A 16,176-nucleotide genomic window follows, 5' to 3' on the forward strand; every position below is an offset into this window, starting at 1 on the left:
AGCCCCTGGAATTCGTGCAAATTAGTGAAATTCGTGGCAGAGAAAGCTGGGCGCACGGTGGGCGGCACGACCTTGTATTTCTATCAGTCTCGCTTCTACGCTCCTTCTTTGCCCTGCAGCTTGCGTTGCAAGCGCTCACGCCGATGCTGCAAGCCGGCCAGTGCTTCCCGCCGCGCGGGTGAGCGCGGCCAGGCTTCGACTTCATGCTCACCCCAACGCGTCCACATCAGCGCCGTGCAATCGTTGGCGTGCCACTCGTGGTACTTCGCCAGCTCCACGTAGGGCTCCAGATCCTTGACGTTTGCGCTGCGCGTGACGTGCGTGATCCAGTCCTGCCAGGTTTCCGCAGCTTCGGACAGACGCTGCAACCGCTTGAGCAGTTGCCCCAACCGGCTGGAGGTGTGCAGTCGCACGTCGTCCGGCCGCGGACGCGAGAGCGCGGCGCGGTAGGCGCGCTCGGCCTCCGCAGGCCGCCCTGGCCTGGTCGTAGGTGTCCCCCGGGGCCGCCATGTCGAGCGCGTGGATCGTCCTCGCCGGCCCACGGATCGGCCAGCAGGCGGGTCAGCGTGGAGGCCAGCGTGACCATGGAGAGGATGTCTTCCAGGTTGTGGTAGAAGACGCCCACCAGGTCCTGGGCATCGCCCGTCTGCAGATACTGGAAGTAGAGGGAGGGGATCAACCAGCCCGGCACGTCGGCCTGATCGCGGCGCAGCCCCAGGATCTGCGTTTCCAGGCTGCTGAGCGCGCAGGAGGGCAGGCGCTGGCGCCAGACGCGTCGCGCCGGGTGCAGCAGATCGAGATGCGGCGCGGTGGTCAGGCGCGGGGTCTGACGGTGCATGATGAAGCGATTGGTCAGCAGCGGCAAGTCAAAGGCGCGACCGTTGAAGGAAACGAGGCTCGTGGCTGCATCCAGCACGCCGGCCAGCGCGTGTAAGACGGCGCGTTCTTCGCGCTCGCTGCGCATGAAGAACTGGCGCACCTTGAACGCGGGGGGCGCCGGGGCGCTCGCTTCCTCCTGGCTAACCGGCGGGCCGGAGGACGGTTCGAAGACGCCGACGCCGATCATGAACGCGTAGGTGCCGGCGCCGCCGCCCAGCCCGCTCGTCTCCGTGTCCAGGAACGCGGCGCGGGCGAAGTCGAAGTTATCCAGGTTGGCTTCGGGATAGAGGGCGGCCAGCGTGTCCAGCGGCTGACCGAGGCAGGCAGCCAGCGCGTAGCGGCTGCGCAGCGTTGAGCCAGGATAGACCACCTCGCGCACGAAGCATGGCCCGTGCGGCGTCTCGATCTCCTGACCGGGGATCAGTATCTCGATGCTGCGGCCGGTCGAGGCCGCCATTGGCCGGACAGGGGGGCGCGGCGCTGTTGCGCCTGGGGTCATCCCCCGGCTGATTCCCAGCCGGTCAGCGATCCGATCGAGTTGTGCCTGCAGGTCTGCGTTCATGAGCCGTCAACTGCTGGGGATGACCAAGGCCAACACCACGAGGGGGTGGCGTTGTAGAGCGTATGCAGGCGATGGACATGGTCAGGTTGCCGCGTTGACGGATGATGCCCAGGACCAGGCCCAGCACGAAAACCTGCACGACGGCGGGGCTAAGGCCGTACTGCACATGGATGACCGCGAACAGGAACGAGGTGAGGATCAGGCCAAAGCGCGGCTGCAGCGCGCCGCGGAAGATCAACTCTTCACCCAGGCCGGCCGACAGCCCGATGGTGAGCGCACCCAGCGGCGTGATCAGGCCGCCAAAGAGCGTTCCGACACCTTGCCGATGCGCTCGAAACTGACCAGGGATCGAAGTTTGCCCCAGGCCCAGGCCACCCTTGATCGAGCAAGACGAAGAGGACGGCCAGACCGACGACCAGGCCCCACTGGCGCGCGCTGGGCATGTGCAGTCCGAGGCGATTCGGTGACTTCATCGGTGCTGCGGCGCAGCCAGAGGCCCACGCCGAACAGCCCCATGATGATGAAAGCCGCGCCCTGCTGCCACAGCGCGGAGATGTCGAGCAGGCTGCCCATATCCGAGAGCGAATCCAAGCTGCCGCCCAGCATGGCTAACTGAATGGGCACGGAGCCGAGCAGATAAAGCGAAAACCAGGCGGTGGCATGAACCACTGGACGCGGGTCGAGCGGCAACAGCGCGGCCAGGCCGCGGCGCAGCGCAGGAATGACAGGGCAGGAAGGCGAGCAGGCCGGTTGCCAACAGCCAAAGCCCCAGCGCAGTCCAGTGAGGCTGGAAGGGCAGATCGTTCGAGGGGATTGTCCGCCTGCGTTGCCAGCATGGGCCGGCATGAGTAAGCAGATAAAGCTGAAGAGAATCATGACGATATTGAGCAGCGTCACCAACAGGTAGGTGAGGATGCGCCAGCCGGCGCTGCGCTCGGCCAGGTTGGCCGCGATCAGCAGCGCGATGAAAGGAACGAACTGCAAGAAGACCATCGGATCGAACCGTCCTTTACTTGTAATCCAGCCGGTTCGAAAAATGGTTCGGCGGGGCCCGAATTCTTCGGCTGTAGTCGGCGCAAGGTACCTGAATAGTTACCTTTATTTTAGCTTTCGAGTTTCTCCAGTGCCCGCGCCACGTTGCTTGGAAGTTGCCCTTGTGTGACATAACGCAGAAAAGCCAGCACGCGGTTGGCCGTTACGCCGGCCGCGGCCGCGCGGCGCAGCGCGGTCTGCGTGATGCGATAGCGGAAATCGGGCTGGCTGGCCTCCCACTGCGTGCAGCGCGCCACCCGAAAGCGATCGAACGCGGCCGCGCTGTGGGGCACATATACGTTGAAATCGGCCTCCACGCGAATGGGAGCGGGCGGCGGTGCATTGACCCGGTGCGGTTGACCGGCCAGCCAGGCCGCGCCCTGACTCGTCACGCGCAGGGTGTCCAGTGGGCCGTGCTCGCCGGCCGTTTCGCCGTGTCCTGATGCGCCGATGTCGGCGCGCCGAGCCAGTGCAGCGGACCGGCGATCAGGAAGCGCAGCAGCGCGCCTTCGACCTCGTTCCAGTGCTCGAAGCCCAGCAGGTAGGTGGATTCGTGACTGCGCCGGATGTACCAGGTGGTGTAGATGCCATCGCTGCGCTGAAAGTCGGGATCATGCCGCCGTATGGCGGCTACCAGATCCTCGCGGCGGTGCCAGACCCCAGGGCGGATGGTAGCCAGGTGGACCAGCAGGCGGCGTCGCGTCGCCACTGCATCATTGCGCCAGCCGCTGCCCTCACAGCGCAGGTCGGGCACGCGGCGCAGGTCGTCCCACTCGGTGGAGGCAAGCCAGGCCTGCCAGAGGGCATGGGCTTGATCCGGCGCCGGCGCTTGCAGCCAACTGCGCGCCGGCGTCGCCAGCAGGCGCAGCCGGCCGCCGTGCGTTCGCCACCAGCCCAGGGCTTGTCCCAGGGTGAGCAGTAAGCTCAGGCGATCGCCGCCATCCGCCGCCCCGGCTGCCCCCGTCGCCCCTTTCAGTGAAGCTTCGGGCAGCGGCGCCAGCAGTTGTTGATTGAGCGCCGCCAGATCACTGGCGCGCCAGCGCCCGGTCGGGTCCTGCATCACCTCATTGTTTTGCACGAAGGCCAGCAGCGTACCGGCATCCAGGGCAAGGCGGTAGCTGCTGAGATGCACCGTGCCAGGCGCCGGCGCCAGCGGCAATTGCAGCGACGCGCCGGTCGTCACGCTGGCGCTGGGGAGCCAGGCCAGGACATCAACCGGCACAAAGATGAAGTCGCCGGTTTCGCCGCCGACCGTGGCAAACGCACGGCCGATCAGCCCCTGATACCAGAGCACTTCAGCCGCGTTGATGGGCGCCAGCCAGGGCTGTTCACGCGCCAGCCAGGCCGGTCCGCCCTGACGCACCTCGCCGGCCAGGCGGGCAAACGACGGCGCAGTCATCGCGCCGCCGGCCTGCACGAGCGCCGCCAGCAGCGTCTGCGCCGTCTCCGGCAGCCGCTCCACCGCATCCACAATCGAGCCAGGATCGGCCAACGCCGCGCTCAACTCCACGGCCAACGCGGCCGGTGTGGCGGCGTGTACTAACGATTGAAGCCCGCGTGCATCGGCGATGGCACGCAGGAGCGACACCGGGTAATCGGTTAAGGTTTGGGTCAGAGTAAGCATCATTCGGACGCCATGCGCATCGGTCAACCCCGCAGAAAATCGCCCGCCCGGCGTTTTTGCTGAAGATCGCCGCGTTTTGTATGCCAGGCCGCTTGGCATTTGCCGCACTTGGCATTACAATAGGGCGACGCAGAGGGGTATTATAACAGATAGATCATGTTGTGAGGAATCACATGAATCAGACCAACGATCGCAGAGGCCTGCTGGCCGACCTGCTCAGACAACTCAACCTGGTGTGGAAGCTGCTCCTGGATCGGCGCGTGCCTGCTTCCACGAAATTACTCTTGCCGCTGATGGCCCTGGCCTATACCATCTTCCCCATTGACCTGATCCCTGATCTGGTGCCGGTCCTCGGGCAGTTGGATGACCTGGCCATTGTGTTGATCGCCATGCGCCTGTTTGTCATGCTGGCGCCGCCGGAGGTGGTGGCATTCCATCGGGGCCAGACACCACCAGCCAGCAGCGCCGGCCCTGGCGACGCCGCCAGTACGCCGGGCAGCGGCGCGGAGACGAAGGGCCGCGTGGTGGATGGCACCTACCGGGTGATGGACAAGTAGCATGAGTGAATCGCTTGCAGACGCCGACCTGTCAACCGAATTGCTGACCGCGACTGAGGCTGATGCCGAGGATGTCGCCGTCATGACCGCGGGGCCAGAAGCAGCGGTCATGGTTGTGGCTGCCAGCCTGCGCAGCCTTGCCGACGCCCAGCGCGCGATCTTGAACGGCCAACAGGCCAATCGCGACCTGATCGGCGTGGTGGTGCAGGACAACTTCAACCTGAAGGCGGAGAATCAGCGTCTGCGCGACCGCATGTTGTCACTGGAGCGTGACTTGACAGAACTGCGACGGCGTGACGAAGCGCGGCGTGAGGGCGTCGAGGCGCGTATGCAGGCGGCCGAGGCGGCGGTCAACACGCTGCTGGAGCAGGTGCAGCGTCTGCAGGCCCAGTTGCGCACGCTGACCGCGCCGCGATCCGCGGCCGATAGCCGATCGAAGGGGTTCCTGGCCAGGCTGTTGGGCGATTGAGCGGTTTCGTCACTACCGGAGCACTAACTCACCGAGCGCCTCGCCCACCAAATCATACTCCAGGGCGCTGTTGATTCGCACCGGCAGCATTTCTCCAACCGGGTGCGGCCGGGCGCCTGGTACAAGCACCAGTCCATCCACCTCAGGTGCGTCGCGATAGCTGCGACCCACGCTATACCCATTGTCGAAGCCTTCGATGAGTACGTCGAGCACCCGTCCCACCTGGGCTTGGTTGCGGGCCAGGGAGATGGGCTGCTGCGCGGCCATCAGGCGTTGGCGGCGTTCCTCTTTGAGTGCGGCCGGCACCTGGTTGGGCATATCGAAGGCCGGGGTGCCCGGTTCGGGGCTGAAAGTAAAGACCCCCAGCTTGTCGAACTGCACCTCGTGAACGAAGTCGAGCAGGCCCTGGAACTCGGCCTCGGTTTCGCCAGGAAAACCGACGATGAAGGTCGAACGCAGGGCCAGGTCAGGCAGGGCGCTGCGCAGCTTGCCCACTGTCTTCGTCACCCACTGACTGCTGCTGGGCCGCTTCATGCGCGCCAGGGTGTCCGGGTGCCCATGCTGTAACGGCATGTCCAGGTAGGGCACGATGGTGCGTTGGCTCGCCATCATCTCGATTAACTCATCGCTGACATGCCCCGGATAGGCGTACATCAGGCGCAGCCAGCGCAGGCCCGCGGCCCGATTGCAGATGGCGTTGAGCAGGGCGGGCAGGGAATTGGCTTCCCCGCGGTCGCGGCCGTAGTCGGTGGAATCCTGAGCAATCACGATCAGCTCACGCGCGCCGGCCGCGGCCAGCGCCTCTGCTTCCGCGACGATGCCGGCAAAGGGGCGACTGCGCAGACCGCCCTTGAAGGAAGGGATGGAACAGAAGGCGCACGGGGCGTTGCAGCCATCGGAGATCTTCAGGTAGGCGCTGCCCGCCACCACGCCGGGCCGTGGGGTGGCGTCAGGCTGCGGGATTTCAGGATCACCTACCAACTCGTAGCGCCCCTGGCCGCGGCGATTGCGTCCGCCGCGCAGCGTTTCCACCATCTGCACAATTTCCAGCCAGCGCCGGGTGCCCAGCAGGCCATCCACGCGCGGCACGCGGCGCACGATCTCGGCGCCATTGCGCTGCGCCAGGCAGCCGGCCGCGATCAACACCTGATTGTGGCGTTTGTGCTTGCCCAGGTCGCGCAAGACGGCAATGGATTCTTCTTTGGCCGCCTCCAGAAAACCGCACGTGTTGACGATGAGCACATCAGCCTGGTCCGGATTCGCCGTGGATCCATAGCCGCGCTGGAGCATCAGCATGGCCATGCCTTCGCTGTCAACCTGGTTTTTGGGGCAGCCGAGGGTCAGTAAATAATAGGTCAGCACAGCGTACTCATTATCTCGTTGGGCAGGGGTGCGCAGGGGTGGGCAGGGTTCCCCTGCGGCATCAGCCTGGAGGATTGCCCAGGCGTGGGCGTGCGACCGGGCGTTGCGGTGGCAGCCGGCGTTGAGGCGCCGGTGACGCTGGTCGGCGAAGGCGTCATGGATGTAGCGGTTACTGTCACGCTGGAGGTCACGGTACTGTCGCCATCATTGCCACACCGCCGCGACACTAATCCATCCGCCAGGGTCCAGGTACATTCTTCGATCCCGCCGAGGCTGCCCAGGGCGCCCTGCGCCTCACCGTTGATGGTGACCTCGACACCGCCTGCGTTGCCTGTGCGCAGGACGAAGCTGTATTGTATCTGCCAGCGCTGCTCGCTGCCGGCCTCCAGCACCTTCTCCAGGACTACCTGTTCATCGGCCAGCACGCGCACCCAGGCGCGCTGCACGGCTCGCACCACCACCTCCATTTCCGTCGTGGGGGGGGTCATGGTGGGCGTTGGGGCCGCCGTGGAGATGGGCGTTGCCGTGGGGGTGGGAGTGGGCAGCAGGAAGATGCCTGCCGTTGGCGTGGCTGTGATGCGGTAGATGTCGGGCGTGGCCGTTGGGGCGGTCGTATTGGCCGGTGCGGTGGCGGTACTCGTGGGTGTCGCCGTGCTGAGCGGCGCCAGAAGGCCGGAGAGCAGTTGGGGATTGGTACGCCACGCCCAGACGCCCAGCACCAGGGCCACCAGCGCAATGCCGATCAGGAGGCCAATGGCCAACCAGCGCGCGGTGAACGGCGATTCATGGTGTAGTTCAACTTCTATGGGCCGATAGTCAACCGCACGTGGCCCCATGGCCTGTTCGGCCACTTTGGCGATCTGCATGACTTCGGCTCGGGGTTTGCCCAGGCGGCGTACCGCCTCATCGGCATCCAGGCCGAGGAAGGTGGCGTAGTTACGGAGGAACCCGCGCGTGGGCACATCGCCGGGCAGTTCTTCTGGCTCCCCTGATTCCAGGGCAGCCAGGTATTTTTGGCGGATACGTGTGGCGCCCTCGACCTGGGCCAGACTCAGCCCCTTGGTCTCACGGGTTTCACGCAACCATTGGCCCAGTTCAACCATGCCTGTTTGATCCTCCGCTATCTCGCGTCTCGTTCATCGCTTGCAGTATAGCTGCACGCGCTGACTATACCCGGCCCCTTTGGGTTTGTCAAATGCCCTGCCTGCAATCACCGCTCGCTGCGCTTGCCGAAATGGGGCCGTGCCATTATCATACCCGCTAAACCTGAATCATCTATGCGCCGATCTACTGTCAAGCGCCTTGAGCGCACCGCCTTCTTGCTCACGTTGGTCATCCTGCTGGTGGCCGGCTGGCTCTCCTGGCGCAGCAGCGCCGCCGGTTTTGCCTGGCCCTGGGATGATCCCAACCGCGTCCCGCGCCAGCGCCCGTTGCGCGCGGTTGCGGGCAAGACGGTGGGCATCATCGCCGGGCACATGAACTACGATTCGGGAGCGGTGTGCGACGATGGCTTGCAGGAGACCCAGATCACCCAGGCCGTGGCCCGCCTGGTGGCCGAGCGCCTGACCCAGGCCGGCGCCAGCGTAGATGTTCTGGCCGAAAAGGATGCCCGCCTGGATGGCTATCAGGCCGACGCCTTCATCTCGATCCACGCCGATTCGTGCGTCGCGCTGAGCGGTTACAAGGCGGCCCGCTCGGAACAGAGTGCGCAGCCGCTGCTGGAAGACAAGTTCCTGCGCTGTGTCTATCGCGAGTACGGTCAAAAGAGCGGCCTGCCGCAACACCTCAATTCGATCAGCCACAACATGACGCAATACTACGCCTTCAATCGCATCGCCGCGGCCACGCCTGCGGTGATCCTGGAGCTTGGTTTTCTGGGCGGCGACCGCCAATTGTTGACCACGCAGCAGGAGCGCCTGGCTTGGGGCGTCAGCGAAAGCGTGCTTTGTTTCCTCGACGCCGACCGCTGACTCAGACGCAACAATCCCTGACCACAACGAAGCAAGACCCATTTCGGTTTCACGCGCCTACTCTGCCAGCAGAAAGCGCAGGATCAGGCCATGCATCGTCTGTTCGACCGGCGCCAGGTCATCGCGCCACGGCTTGCCCGCTGCTGTGGCCGGCGCGAGGCGTACATGCCCGCGGGCGCGCTGGGCCACGGTCACGAGAAGGGGATGGGTGAGCCGAGCGGTGTTGGTCTCCCAATCGGCCAGCGTGACCGGCTGTTGACTGGCGATGACCAGGCTGTTGCCCAGGGTCGCGCCGTTGGTCGGCTCATCAATGATGAGGACGCTGGGAAAAAGCGCGTGCAGCGTGGCCGTCAGCGCGTCCACCAGGCGATAGTCGTCGTCGGTGCGCGCCACGTTGATGGCAACCACGCCGTTGGGGGTCAGATGCTCACGCACACTGCTGAAAAACTCCACGGTGGTCAGATGAAAGGGGATGTACGGTGGACGGTAGGCATCAACCGCAATGACATCGTAGCGTGCGGCGGTGTGGGCCAGAAAATAGCGACCATCCTGGGCCACCGCGTTGAGATTGGGCTGGTTCATGCCAAACCAACGGCGCCCCACCGCGATGACGGCCGGGTCAAGCTCCACGCCATCAATGGGCAGCGGCCCGTAGACCTGACTGTAGAGGCTGGAGATGGTGCCGCCGGCCAGGCCAATCAGCGCCATGCGCTGCACATCAGCCGGGTCATGCGGCGTCGGGCTGAAAAAACGGGGCCAGCAAGAAGTAATCCCAGATACCATCGGCCAGGCCGCCGCCAGGCCGGTAGACCGAATGAATTCCCTGCCCCTCGTTGAGCTTCAGGAGCACCTCACCCTGTCGCTGCAACACCTGGATGTAGTTGTAGGCCGACTCCGTTTCAAATTCTACCCTTCCTCCGCCGCTAAGATCGGTCTGTGACTTGACGGCGCCCGGGTTTTGCAGCGCCAGCGTTAGGATCAGCAGCCAGAGGATGATGTATGACCAGGGCGGGCGTCGTCGTGCGTGCCACAGGCCGCCGAGCGCCAGGCCCAGCAGCAGCAGGCTGAGCAGGAAGAAGGTGCGGCGCGTGCCGACGTTGGGAATGAGCAGGAGCACCGTGCCAAACGTCCCGCTGATGCTGCCCAGCGTCGCCAACGCCGACAGGCGGCCGGCCGTCTGCCCGCTGTGCTGCACATCGGTCAGCACGAGGCGCAGCGCGAAGGGGGTGACGCAGCCCAGCAGGATGACCGGGATCGCAAAGAGGGCCAGCACGGCCAGGAACGAACCGATGAGCAGGGCAGCGTCGTAGGCGTCGAAGGCATCAGCGGCCAGGGCTAACAGCGGGCGGCTGAGCACCGGGATCAGGCCGACCGCGCCTGCGCCCCAGGCCGTCAGGCGGAAGAGGGTTTCGGCGTGCGGCGAGCGGTCCGCCACGCGGCCGCCCAGCCAGGCGCCGGCCGCGAGGTAGAGCAGAATCAGCCCGATCAGGTTGGCCCAAACGATGAGGGAATTACCAAACCAGGGGTCGAGCAGGCGTGAACCGGCCAGCTCGACCCCTAGCGTTACCAGGCCGGCCGTGAAGACCAGCAGGTTGAGGAAACGGACAGATGAAATGGACAAGGTGAGTTCTCAGACAACGCTGACATTGGCGCAGAGAATCGTCTGACTGAGCGAACGCCTCGACAGCGCATCGTGTGCATGCTGCCGCGGGGCGTTCGCCCAGCCTCAGAGTGCTCTCAGGTGTCAGGGCGCCTGGTAGATCAAACGAATCTGCGGGCGGAAGGTGGGGTTCAGGCTCTTCGAGCCGGCCACGATCAGTTCGGCATTGGCCGTGCCCACGCCCTTGAGCAGGACGCCGTTGTTCGCCTCCGGGCTGGCGACCCAGCCCTGGGCCAGGTCGGTGACGTTGAACCAGATCCAATGCCCGGCGCTGCTGGACGTCACGCTGTCGGTGGCGGTTTGAGCGCGATCGTCCACGCCGTTGGCGCCCGGCGTCTGCCACAGGTCATCACGGTTGACGCGATTCCAGGTGGCCTTGTGTGAAACCCACGGTCTGTAGACCTGGTAGGCGTCCACCGTGACCGGATTGCCGGCCGCGTAGGTGACGTAGTAGCCGATCTGCGCCTGACCCACCAGGGCGTAGGGGGAGATGTGCGCCAAGTTGAAGCGCACCAGCACCGATCGGGTGTTGGGCTGGCGGATGATCATCCACTTGCTGCCCGCGTAGTTGGTGTCAGGCGACCAGGCGTCCAGGAAGACATCCCCGGTGCCGTCGTAGCCGTTAAGCCCATCCTGCAGAATCTCTTCATAGGCGTTGAGCGGCGGGACGGTGACGCTGGCGGTGGCGGTGGCCAGGACCTGGTTCTGGTACATCACCGTATCGTCGAAGGTAACAGACTGGCCGGCGGCCGCGGTTTGCACTGTGACCTTGAAGCCGAAGCGGACTTCCTGGCCCATGTCCTGGTTACCCAGCCAGGCGATGGCTACCACATCACCCGTGGCTGGCATCTGGCTCAGCAGTGCCTGGAAGCCCCGGGTCTGGTAGATGCGCAGGGCCTCGCCCATTGGCAGTGTAACCGGGATGGCGCCGCCGTAGACGCTGCCGTCCTGGTAGCGCACCAGGTTCGTGTTCAGGGGCACGAGGTGGAGCAGGCCCTGGCCGGGGCCGCCGATGTTGCGGTTGCGTACTTGCACATCCACGGTGCTGCCGACCAGCGCGGTGGTGGGAGTCACCTCGATGCTGGCCTCGATGGCCGGCGGATCGTACGCGGTGAAGACGGCGGTGGTACGCGCCGGCACGTAGAAGGTGCCTGTGCTCCGGTCGAACGTCGCCGTGCGCACGATCGGATCGGCCGAGTTGGCCTGCACTTCATGCAGGTGATACTCGCTGCTGGTCGGCATCTGGTAGGCTTGAGCCTCATCGCTGGCGTTGAAGAAGACGCCGACGCTGTCATGATACGGATCAAGATTGGCGCCACCCACACGATCGGCGATGAACATCACGATCAGGCCGGGCGTCTGGTCCGGCCCGGTGTTGAAGAAGGTGACGCGTGACATCACATCATCCGCGGTCGCCAGGTCGAACAAAGCCGAGCTGTTGCGGATGGTCATCATTTCCTGGAAATGATCCGCGGTCGCCACAATGTCACGGCCATGGGCGCGCAGATCCTGGTTGCGGAAGAGCGGCCCGATGATGGCCCAGGTGCTCTGATTGTCCCCGGCGGGCGGCAAACCAACGGCCCAGTTGTTGTCGCGGTAGGAGAAGTCCAGGCGGTTGAACCAGTCGCCGGAGTTGTAGCTGTTGCGGTCGAGCGATTTCGAGCGCAGCAGATCATCGCCAGCATGGAAGAAGTGGACGCCCTGCGCCAGGCTGGTGAGGCTGAGGCCCATCATCTGCATACGGACGCGTGACTCGATGCTGTTGGAGATGGCGGCCTTGGCTTGAATGGCATCGAACAGGGTTTCGTTGTCATGGGCCGACACGTAGACAATATTCTCCTGCGGGTCGGCGTTGTAGCCGGCCGGCGAGCCGTTGTAGTCAATCTGGTCGCCGCGCACCAGGTTGCCATCCTTGTCAATGAAGGTGAACGCGGCGAGGTTGCCCGCCAGGCCGATGCGAACCCAGTCCATGTAGTGCAACAGCTTGGCGCGCGGGTCGGTCGTGCCCTGGTCGGCGTCGTTGGGATCGTAGTAGAGGCCGCTGATGAAGCCCTGCTGTTGCAGGGGGCTGAAGGGGCCGCCGCCACGAGCGCCATCGCGCAGGCGATCGTTGAAGCTGCCGATGCCGGTGCCGGCCATGTTGATCTGGGTGGCGTTGACGCCGCGGGCGTTGTTGGCGACTTCGCCGAAGTTCCAGCCTTCACCGTAGAGGTAGATGCTGGCGCCATCCACGCCGTTCTGGTCAGGGGTGAGCGCCCAGAGGGTGTCGCGCACCGTTTCCATGTTGCGCTTCATGTGGTGGCCCATCAGGTCGAAGCGGAAGCCATCCACCTTGTACTGCGTGGCCCAGGTCACCAGTGAGTCCACCATGAGTTTTTCCATCATGTTGAATTCGCTGGCGGTGTTCTGGCAGCAGGTGCTGGTTTCGACGCTGCCCAGCACGCTCAGGCGATGGTAGTAGCCAGGCACGATTTTGTCGAGGACGGAGCGATCGTTCTGGCCGCTGGCGTTGGTGTGGTTATAGACCACATCCATGACCACGCGCAGGCCGGCCTCGTTCAGCGCCTGCACCATCTGGCGGAATTCCAGAATGCGGGCCGTGCCATCCGGATCGCTGGCGTAGGAGCCTTCCGGGGTGGTGTAGTGATACGGATCATAGCCCCAGTTGAAGCCATCCAGGTCGCGCAGCGGGCCGATGATCGCCTGCTGCTGATCGGAATCGCGCGGGTAGGACGCGAGCTGCGCCCAGTCCGGCTCCTGGCGTTGGCTGGCATCCTCGTTGACGCTGGCGATGTCGAACACCGGCAGCAGGTGCAGGTGCGTCAAGCCGGCCGCGGCCAGGCTGCTCAGGTGCGTCATGCCGTTGCTGGCGCTGTCGGTGAAGGCCAGGTATTTGCCGCGATGTTCGGCCGGCACGGTGGCGTCATTCATGCTGAAGTCGCGCACGTGCAGCTCGTAGATCGAGATATCCTCGAACGAGGAGAGCGCCGGTTTCTCGAAGCTGTCCCAATCGGCGGGCATGAGCGCGGGATCATTCAAGTCAACGATCTGGCTGCGCATGCTGTTCATGCTCAGGCTGAAGGAGTACGGGTCGGTCACCATGTTGTGCTCAACCTGGCCCGTGCCGCGCACGTAGACTTCAACCTCGAACAGGTAGAACTTGCCCATCCAGCCAGCGTCGCCGGTGATGCCCCAGACGCCGGTGCTCGTGTCGAGAGTCATGGGGAAGGTGGCGTCGGTCGTGGTGGTCGAGTCATCATAGACGTGCAGGGTCACGTTCTTGGCGGTGGGCGCCCAGACGGCCAGGGTGGGTGCGCCGCCATCGAAGGTGACGCCGAGCGCGCCACCGTAGGTGTAGAGGTCGTCGAGGACGCCCTGGATTTGCAGGGAGGTGGCGTCCGCCAGGTTGCCGTCGGCGTTCCTGGCCTGCATGGCGATCTGACCGGTGAGCAGGCCCTTGACCATCGGCAGGTCGCTGGGGCTGATCTTGAGCGCGTCATAGCCGGCCACGTGCGGGAATTTGGCCTGAATCTCCGGGCTGAGGCCGGCCGGATCGTAGGTCAAGGCAATCGCGTCGCCGCCCTCGATACCGGTGGGCGCCAGGGTCATGCCGCCATTGGCCGCGTAAAACAGCTCATAGCTGTTGGCGCTGCCGCCGGATGCATTCCAGGCGATGGTGTCGCCGCTGACCCACAGGGCTTTGGCGGTTGACAGGTCGCCGCGCGGTGCGCCCACGGTGTTGATGTCCAGGCAGTGGGTGGCGGCGTTGTACTGGAAGTAGACTTCGGCGCCATCGCTGGCGACGGTGAAGGGGATGTTGGCCCCGCCCTGCTGGCAGGCTGCGCCGTAGTTCACCGACCAGCTCTCGTCGAGGGCTGCCTTGCCTTCGTACGAGCCGGCGGGGATGGCGGTGGTGGTGAAGGTGTAGATGCCGTCGCCGTCGGTGTCCTGCAGCCAACTGCGGAGGCAGTCCGGTGACCAATCGCCAGGGCAGCCGAGTTCGCTCTGGAAATTGCCCGGCACGGTGGCGATGGTCCAGCCCTGGTTGTCGGTGATCCAGTGGCTCTTGTGATCGTAGTAGAACTTGACGCTGGTGTCAGCGGCCAGGTTGAGCGGGATGTTGGGGCCGCCGGGGACGGCGTTGAGGCCGTAGTTCTCGCCCCAACCGTCGTTGAGCGCGGCTTTGTACTCATAGCTGCCGGCCGGCACCGTGTAGGTGCCTTGCCAGACATCATCGGCCGCGTCGTAGGCCAAATAGGTGGCGGCGCAGTCGGGCTGCCAATCGCCCGGACAGCCCAGTTCTTGCTGCAATGAGCCGGGGATATTGACAACGGTGGGTGGGGGGGTATGATCGGCGCCGGCCGGTAGCGCGCCGGCCAGCAGTTGCACGGCCAGCATGACCATCAAGAGCAAGCGCCCCAGGGTATGGGCACGAGAATGGGATGGCATAATGAGTGATCTCCTCTGAGTTGCGACAACCAAGGGTAAACTGATGTTGGAATTTGTTCGACAGCGGGGAGCAGCGCGATGGGGTGAAGAATCAGATCGAATGCACCTCCTTGTGTTTGCCATTGCACGCACGGCGCGGGGGTTCAGGTGATGACAGGCGGGTCGTTTGCGCTGTCATGTGTGATTACGATAACGGAATTGTACCCGCATTTGGGCAGTCTGTAAAGTGGAAAAGGACAAAGTGCAAAGGACAAAGTGCAAAGTGCAGAGATCAGAGAGCAAATCGGCAATCGCAAATCGGCAACCGCAAATCGCAAAGGGTGAATTAGACCAAATGTTCTATTTGTGCTATAATTGTCTACCCTGTTGGTTGATGTATGATCTACGTCGCGTGAGAGCAAAGGAGCAAACCTATGTATGTCGTGAAGGAGTATCCTGACGGGATTTTCTGTTGGGTTGACCTGTCGTCCACGGACCCGGAAGGCGCGAAGGCGTTCTATGCGGGGTTGTTTGGCTGGGAAATTGAGGACCGGCCGACCGACATGGGGCCGGTGTACACGATGCTGATGATAGAGGGTAAGACGGTGGCCGGACTTGGCCCGTTGAGTCCGGATCTGCAGGCGCAGGGCGTGCCGTCGTTCTGGAGCGCGTATGTGAAGAGCGATGACGCGAATGGCGTCGCGGCCAGGATCGCCGAGGCCGGCGGCATAGTGATGATGCCGCCGATGGATGTCATGTCCGAAGGCCGCCTGATGATGGCGCAGGATCCAACCGGCGCGATGTTTGGCGTCTGGCAGCCGCGCCAGCACATCGGCGCACAGTTGGTGAATATACCGAATACCCTGGTGTGGACCGAGCTGCAAACACGCAACGCCGCGCAGGCGCAGTCCTTTTACCAGCACGTGTTTGGCTGGAGCGGCGAAACCGACGCCAATGGCTACACGGTTTTCGTCCAGAACGGGCGGAGCCACGCCGGCATGATGCAAATAGACGAGAACTGGGGCGATGTGCCGCCGAACTGGGCGATCTACTTCATGGTGACAGACCTGGACGCCATCACGGCGACGGCGCAGGCGCTCGGCGGCCGTGTGTTGGTGCCGTCCACGTCGGCCGGAGACATGGGGCACTTTGCGGTGCTGCAAGACCCGCAGGGCGCCGTTTTTACCGCCATGCAGATTGACCCGGCCTTTGTGGATCCGCCGCCCGGTGCGTGACGACGGTCGTGCGCTGAATTTCTGAACGCAAGGGCGCAGAGACGCCAGGACGCGAAGGCAACAGTTTTTCTTCGTGTCCCGGCGTCTTTGTGTGAGAATTCCTTGCTCGAAGTGGGATCATTTGGGCTGATGTTGATCGCCCTTCGAGCGGGCGCGACGCTGGTAGCGCGGCAGCCGCGGGCTGCGCAGGGCAACGACGAGCACGAACAGCGCGGCGATCAGCAAGAAGATCATGCTCAGCAGTTCGGGGAGTCCCGCCTCGCCGGTGTGGAGCAGAATTTGCAGGTGCATGAAGATCGTGTCTCCTTCTCATCACCTACGCCTCTCGGTCGTTCTGTCTTGCCGCGCCGGGTGTCGCGCAGCGACGATTGGTGCGGGCGCAATGGTAACGCAGGTAA

Annotated in this window: 16 protein-coding genes; 4 read left to right on the forward strand and 12 right to left on the reverse strand. The window is 64.3% G+C overall.

Translation table 11 applies throughout. From position 1 onward, the window contains the following. Window positions 1–95: 95 nt before the first annotated feature. From IPF85_RS18230 to IPF85_RS18255, 6 genes are all read right to left on the reverse strand, one after another. Window positions 96–227, reverse strand: a complete 132-nt coding sequence (locus IPF85_RS18230; RefSeq protein WP_343409484.1) for a hypothetical protein — start codon at window positions 225–227, stop codon at window positions 96–98. Further along, complete coding sequence (locus IPF85_RS18235) at window positions 227–1,441, reverse strand: ribonuclease H-like domain-containing protein (protein WP_343409485.1); 1,215 nt, start codon at window positions 1,439–1,441, stop codon at window positions 227–229. Before IPF85_RS18235 ends, IPF85_RS18230 begins: the two co-directional genes overlap by 1 nt. After that, window positions 1,401–1,823 carry a CPBP family intramembrane glutamic endopeptidase gene (locus tag IPF85_RS18240; RefSeq protein WP_343409516.1) on the reverse strand — a complete coding sequence of 141 codons (423 nt, stop codon included), beginning with the start codon at window positions 1,821–1,823 and terminating at the stop codon, window positions 1,401–1,403. The genes IPF85_RS18235 and IPF85_RS18240 overlap by 41 nt, the downstream gene beginning before the upstream one ends. Then, the gene (locus IPF85_RS18245) at window positions 1,733–2,434 is read right to left on the reverse strand and encodes a hypothetical protein (protein ID WP_343409486.1); all 702 of its coding nucleotides are present in this window, start codon (window positions 2,432–2,434) and stop codon (window positions 1,733–1,735) included. Before IPF85_RS18245 ends, IPF85_RS18240 begins: the two co-directional genes overlap by 91 nt. 110 nt (window positions 2,435–2,544) lie before the next feature. Continuing rightward, a complete protein-coding gene (locus IPF85_RS18250) occupies window positions 2,545–2,865 on the reverse strand; it encodes a helicase-associated domain-containing protein (protein ID WP_343409487.1) in 321 nt (106 codons plus the stop codon). Continuing rightward, window positions 2,862–4,100 carry a hypothetical protein gene (locus IPF85_RS18255; protein WP_343409488.1) on the reverse strand — a complete coding sequence of 413 codons (1,239 nt, stop codon included), beginning with the start codon at window positions 4,098–4,100 and terminating at the stop codon, window positions 2,862–2,864. Before IPF85_RS18255 ends, IPF85_RS18250 begins: the two co-directional genes overlap by 4 nt. Before the next feature lie 170 nt (window positions 4,101–4,270). Between IPF85_RS18255 and IPF85_RS18260 the strand changes: the two genes are divergently transcribed. Together IPF85_RS18260 and IPF85_RS18265 are read left to right on the forward strand one after the other, a co-directional pair. Beyond that, complete coding sequence (locus IPF85_RS18260) at window positions 4,271–4,654, forward strand: DUF1232 domain-containing protein (protein ID WP_343409489.1); 384 nt, start codon at window positions 4,271–4,273, stop codon at window positions 4,652–4,654. A gap of 1 nt (window position 4,655) precedes the next feature. After that, on the forward strand, window positions 4,656–5,123 hold the full coding sequence (locus tag IPF85_RS18265; protein ID WP_343409490.1) for a hypothetical protein: 468 nt from the start codon (window positions 4,656–4,658) through the stop codon (window positions 5,121–5,123). A gap of 12 nt (window positions 5,124–5,135) precedes the next feature. Here the strand turns inward: IPF85_RS18265 and rimO are convergent, their stop codons facing one another. Next, window positions 5,136–6,485 carry a 30S ribosomal protein S12 methylthiotransferase RimO gene (gene rimO / locus IPF85_RS18270; RefSeq protein WP_343409491.1) on the reverse strand — a complete coding sequence of 450 codons (1,350 nt, stop codon included), beginning with the start codon at window positions 6,483–6,485 and terminating at the stop codon, window positions 5,136–5,138. Further along, a complete protein-coding gene (locus tag IPF85_RS18275) occupies window positions 6,479–7,588 on the reverse strand; it encodes a RodZ domain-containing protein (protein ID WP_343409492.1) in 1,110 nt (369 codons plus the stop codon). The genes rimO and IPF85_RS18275 overlap by 7 nt, the downstream gene beginning before the upstream one ends. Window positions 7,589–7,762: 174 nt before the next feature. Between IPF85_RS18275 and IPF85_RS18280 the strand changes: the two genes are divergently transcribed. After that, window positions 7,763–8,455: an N-acetylmuramoyl-L-alanine amidase gene (locus IPF85_RS18280; RefSeq protein ID WP_343409493.1), complete on the forward strand. Its 693-nt coding sequence runs from the start codon at window positions 7,763–7,765 to the stop codon at window positions 8,453–8,455. Window positions 8,456–8,512: 57 nt separating this feature from the next. Here the strand turns inward: IPF85_RS18280 and IPF85_RS18285 are convergent, their stop codons facing one another. The 3 genes from IPF85_RS18285 to pulA all read right to left on the reverse strand — a co-directional run bounded on the left by IPF85_RS18285 (window position 8,513) and on the right by pulA (window position 14,564). Beyond that, on the reverse strand, window positions 8,513–9,238 hold the full coding sequence (locus IPF85_RS18285) for a fused MFS/spermidine synthase (RefSeq protein ID WP_343409494.1): 726 nt from the start codon (window positions 9,236–9,238) through the stop codon (window positions 8,513–8,515). Then, on the reverse strand, window positions 9,183–10,076 hold the full coding sequence (locus IPF85_RS18290) for a fused MFS/spermidine synthase (RefSeq protein WP_343409495.1): 894 nt from the start codon (window positions 10,074–10,076) through the stop codon (window positions 9,183–9,185). The genes IPF85_RS18285 and IPF85_RS18290 overlap by 56 nt, the downstream gene beginning before the upstream one ends. A gap of 123 nt (window positions 10,077–10,199) precedes the next feature. Beyond that, the gene (gene pulA, locus IPF85_RS18295) at window positions 10,200–14,564 is read right to left on the reverse strand and encodes a pullulanase-type alpha-1,6-glucosidase (protein WP_343409496.1); all 4,365 of its coding nucleotides are present in this window, start codon (window positions 14,562–14,564) and stop codon (window positions 10,200–10,202) included. Between the two features lie 413 nt (window positions 14,565–14,977). On the opposite strand from pulA, the gene IPF85_RS18300 reads away from it, so the two are divergent. Continuing rightward, the gene (locus tag IPF85_RS18300; protein WP_343409497.1) at window positions 14,978–15,778 is read left to right on the forward strand and encodes a VOC family protein; all 801 of its coding nucleotides are present in this window, start codon (window positions 14,978–14,980) and stop codon (window positions 15,776–15,778) included. A 117-nt stretch (window positions 15,779–15,895) separates the two neighbouring features. Here IPF85_RS18300 and IPF85_RS18305 read toward each other — a convergent pair whose 3' ends face one another. Then, window positions 15,896–16,069: a hypothetical protein gene (locus IPF85_RS18305; RefSeq protein WP_343409498.1), complete on the reverse strand. Its 174-nt coding sequence runs from the start codon at window positions 16,067–16,069 to the stop codon at window positions 15,896–15,898. Window positions 16,070–16,176: the final 107 nt, after the last annotated feature.

It is taken from the genome of Candidatus Amarolinea dominans, assembly GCF_016704685.1.
Lineage (GTDB): Bacteria > Chloroflexota > Anaerolineae > SSC4 > Amarolineaceae > Amarolinea > Amarolinea dominans.

Bases quoted from the DNA above. Each gene is read 5' to 3' on its own strand.
- IPF85_RS18300 (WP_343409497.1), top strand. From the start codon at position 14,978: ATGTATGTCGTGAAGGAGTATCCTGACGGGATTTTCTGTTGGGTTGAC.
- IPF85_RS18230 (WP_343409484.1), bottom strand. From the start codon at position 227: ATGTGGACGCGTTGGGGTGAGCATGAAGTCGAAGCCTGGCCGCGCTCA.
- IPF85_RS18280 (WP_343409493.1), top strand. From the start codon at position 7,763: ATGCGCCGATCTACTGTCAAGCGCCTTGAGCGCACCGCCTTCTTGCTC.
- IPF85_RS18260 (WP_343409489.1), top strand. From the start codon at position 4,271: ATGAATCAGACCAACGATCGCAGAGGCCTGCTGGCCGACCTGCTCAGA.
- IPF85_RS18285 (WP_343409494.1), bottom strand. From the start codon at position 9,238: ATGGTATCTGGGATTACTTCTTGCTGGCCCCGTTTTTTCAGCCCGACG.
- IPF85_RS18265 (WP_343409490.1), top strand. From the start codon at position 4,656: ATGAGTGAATCGCTTGCAGACGCCGACCTGTCAACCGAATTGCTGACC.
- IPF85_RS18245 (WP_343409486.1), bottom strand. From the start codon at position 2,434: ATGGTCTTCTTGCAGTTCGTTCCTTTCATCGCGCTGCTGATCGCGGCC.
- IPF85_RS18305 (WP_343409498.1), bottom strand. From the start codon at position 16,069: ATGCACCTGCAAATTCTGCTCCACACCGGCGAGGCGGGACTCCCCGAA.
- IPF85_RS18275 (WP_343409492.1), bottom strand. From the start codon at position 7,588: ATGGTTGAACTGGGCCAATGGTTGCGTGAAACCCGTGAGACCAAGGGG.
- pulA (WP_343409496.1), bottom strand. From the start codon at position 14,564: ATGCCATCCCATTCTCGTGCCCATACCCTGGGGCGCTTGCTCTTGATG.
- IPF85_RS18235 (WP_343409485.1), bottom strand. From the start codon at position 1,441: ATGAACGCAGACCTGCAGGCACAACTCGATCGGATCGCTGACCGGCTG.
- IPF85_RS18255 (WP_343409488.1), bottom strand. From the start codon at position 4,100: ATGATGCTTACTCTGACCCAAACCTTAACCGATTACCCGGTGTCGCTC.